The organism is Amycolatopsis sp. NPDC003861 (genome assembly GCF_053605405.1).
This window is the reverse complement of the sequence record NZ_JBSGJD010000467.1, coordinates 1-3,286: the sequence shown is the minus strand read 5'-3', so window position 1 is coordinate 3,286 and position 3,286 is coordinate 1. Positions and strand designations below refer to the sequence as shown.

1 protein-coding gene is annotated in these 3,286 nt (G+C 74.8%); it reads left to right on the top strand.

The window, feature by feature from the left end; all coding sequences use genetic code 11:
- Nucleotides 1-85: 85 nt before the first annotated feature.
- Nucleotides 86-3,244 carry a BTAD domain-containing putative transcriptional regulator gene (locus ACWEVN_RS47330; protein ID WP_452055638.1) on the top strand — a complete coding sequence of 1,053 codons (3,159 nt, stop codon included), beginning with the start codon at nt 86-88 and terminating at the stop codon, nt 3,242-3,244.
- Nucleotides 3,245-3,286: the final 42 nt, after the last annotated feature.

Genomic DNA, 3,286 nt, shown 5'->3' with positions numbered 1-3,286 from the left:
GCCGGGCGCCCGTCCAGCGCAACCCCGGGCCGGGCATTGGGCGCCGCCGGACCCACCCCGGCCCGCCGTCTGGAAAGCTGGACGCATGCGCGTTGCGCTGCTGGGCCCGCTGCGGGCGGCGGAAGACGATGGCACGCCGATCGACGTCGGGGGTGCTCGGCTTCGCATGCTCCTGGCCAGGCTCGCTCTGGACGCCGGGCGCGCGGTCGCCGCCGATGCGCTCGTCGATGGGCTCTGGGGGGCCGAACCGCCCGCCGACGCGGCCAATGCCCTGCAGTCGCTGGTCTCGCGGCTGCGGAAGGCCCTGCCCGTGGCCGTCGAATCCGGGCCTGGCGGGTACCGGCTCGCGGTGAACGCCGGGGACGTCGATGCCGAACGGTTCGAACGGCTCGCCGCCGAGGGACGCCGTGAGCTGGCTGCGGGCCGGGACGTCCGCGCTGCCGACCTGCTCACCGAGGCCCTCGCGCTCTGGCAGGGTCCCGCGCTTGCCGACGTCCTCGACGCGCCCTTCGCGTCCGCGCCGGCGCGGCGGCTCACCGACCTGCGGGCCGAGGCGGCCGAGGACCGCTTCGACGCCCTGATCCGGCTGGGCCGGCACGCCGGGGTGCTCGCCGACCTGACCGCGGCCGCCGATGCCGATCCGCTGCGCGAACGGCTCGCCGGCCTGCGGATCCGCGCTCTGTGCGCGGCCGGGCGGCAGTCGGAAGCGCTGGCCGTCTACGCCGGGCTCCGTCGCACCCTCGCCGACCAGCTCGGCGTCGATCCCTCGGCCGAGCTGCAGGAGATCCACGTCGCCGCGCTGCGCGGGGAGTTCGCGCCGCCGTCGCCGGTGGCCGACCGGCTGCCCACCCGGCTGACCACGTTCATCGGCCGCGATGACGAGCTCAAGCTGCTGGCCGAGCTGCTCGGCGGCGCCCGGCTGGTCACCCTGACCGGGCCGGGCGGCGCCGGCAAGACGCGGCTGGCCACCGAGGCGGCGTCGCGGCACCCCGCCCACCAGCGGGGCCGGGTCTGGTTCGCCGCGCTGGCCGGCGTCCGCGACCCCGACGACGTCCCCGGCGCGCTGCTGGGCGCCCTGGAGGTCCGGGAGATCCGCGCCGAGACCGAGATCAACCGCCGCCAGCCGGAGCCGGTGGACCAGGCCGTCGAGGTGCTCGGCGGCGAGGAAGCGCTGCTGGTGCTGGACAACTGCGAGCACGTCGTCGACGCCGCCGCGCGGCTGGCCGACGAGCTGCTGCACCGGGCGCCGCGGCTGCGGATCCTGGCCACCAGCCGCGAGCCGCTGGCCATCACCGGGGAGGCGCTGTGCCCGCTCGGCCCGCTGCCGGTGCCCGCGGAACGCGCCGCGCCCGCGGAGGCCGCCGAGCTCGACTCGACGCGGCTGTTCCTCGACCGGGCCGCCGCGGTCCGCCCCGACTTCGTGCTCGATGAGTCCACTGTGGACCATGTCGGCGAGATCTGCCGCCGGCTCGACGGGATGCCGCTGGCCCTGGAGCTGGCCGCCGCGCGGCTGCGGTCGATGACGGTGGCCCAGATCGCCGGCCGGCTCGGCGACCGGTTCCGGCTGCTCACCTCGGGCAGCCGGACGGCGCTGCCGAGGCAGCGGACGCTGCGCGCGGTCGTCGAGTGGAGCTGGGAACTGCTGGCCGAGCCCGAACTGGTCCTGGCCCGGCGGCTGGCGGTGTTCGCCGGTGGCGCGGAGCTGACGCCGATCGAGTCCGTCTGCGCCGACGAGCTGCTGCCCGCCGCCGACGTGCCGTACGTGCTCGGCAGCCTGGTCGAAAAGTCCATCGTGGACACCGTCGACAGCGGCGGCGAGCCGCGGTACCGGATGCTCGAAACGCTGCGGGTCTACGCCACCGAGCGGCTGGTGGAGTCGGGCGAGCACGACCGGATGCGCCGGGCGATGGCGGCCTACTACGCCGAGCTCGCCCAGCGGCTCGAACCGACGCTGCGCACGGCCGACCAGCTGCGGGCGATCGACCGGTACGAAGCCGAGAGCGCCAACATGATCGCCGCCCTGCGCGGCGCCATCGAGATGTCCGATGTGGACAACGCGGTCGCGTTGCTGGACGGGATGTTCTGGTACCTCACCATCCTCGGCCAGGGCGGCCGGATCGGCTCGCTGATCCGGGAGACCCTCGAGTTCGGCGACCGGCTGCCGCCCGCGGTGCTGGCCGCCTACCAGGCGCTGTGCTACCTGATGGACGCGATCCCGGTCCGGTCCGACCAGCCCGAGATCCTCCGGCTGGTCGACGACTGCGTGCGGAGCAACGCCGTCGACCGGTACCCGGGGCTCGCCGTGGCCCTGCCGATGCTGGCCTTCCTGGGCGGGGACCGGGAGATCGCCGTCCGGGAGGTGCGCCGGGCCGCGCAGCACCCGGACGCGTGGACCCGGGCCGGCGGGCACTGGGTGGAGAGCTTCCTGCTCGACGACGCGGGGGACGTCGAGGGCGCCGACCGGGCCCGCGACCTGGCGCACGCCGGGTTCGAAGCGGTCGGCGACCGCTGGGGCATCGCGATGACGCTGAGCTTCAAGGCGTACTCGCTGTCGCAGAACGGCGACAGCGCCAAGGCCATCGAGATCTACCAGCAGGGCCTGGCGCTGTCGATGGAGCTGCGGTCGTACGAGGACGCCGTGCAGCACTGGTGGCGGCTGGCCGTCGAGCGGGCACGCAGCGGCGACTTCGAAGGGGCCTGGCGCGACCAGGAGGCCGCGGAACGCTACGGCGAAGGCATCACGAACCTGCAGCACCGGGCCATCCTGATGTTCGGCAGGCTCGAACTGCTGCTGCGCACGGGCCGGCTGGCCGAAGCGCGGGCGCTGCTCGACCGCGTCGCCGCGATGGGCGGCGACGACTGGTTCCCCGGCGGCATCGGCGACGAGTTCATCCACGCGTTCGAGGCGCGGCTCCTGCTGGCCCAGGGTCGCGCGGACGAGGCCGAGCCGCACGCGGTGATCGCGATCCGGGCGACGAACCGGCGCGGCGACATGCCGGACCTGGCCGGGGCGGTGGAGCTGCTGGCGATGATCCGCGAGCTGCAGGGCCGTCCCGAGACGGCGGCCCGGGTGCTCGCCGCGTCGGCCGTCATCCGCGGCCGGCTCGACCTTGGCAGTCCCGAGGTGCGGGCGCTCATCGACGCCCTCCGCGCGGTGCTCCCGGACTACGAATCCCGCTACGAAAACGGCCGCCTACTGTCCAAAAAGGACACGGTCGCCTGGCTCCTGGTCGAACTCGGCTGACGCGGTCGTGAGTGGTAAGGCGGGTTCTAACCCGCCTTACCA

Bases quoted from the DNA above. Each gene is read 5' to 3' on its own strand.
- ACWEVN_RS47330 (WP_452055638.1), top strand. From the start codon at position 86: ATGCGCGTTGCGCTGCTGGGCCCGCTGCGGGCGGCGGAAGACGATGGC.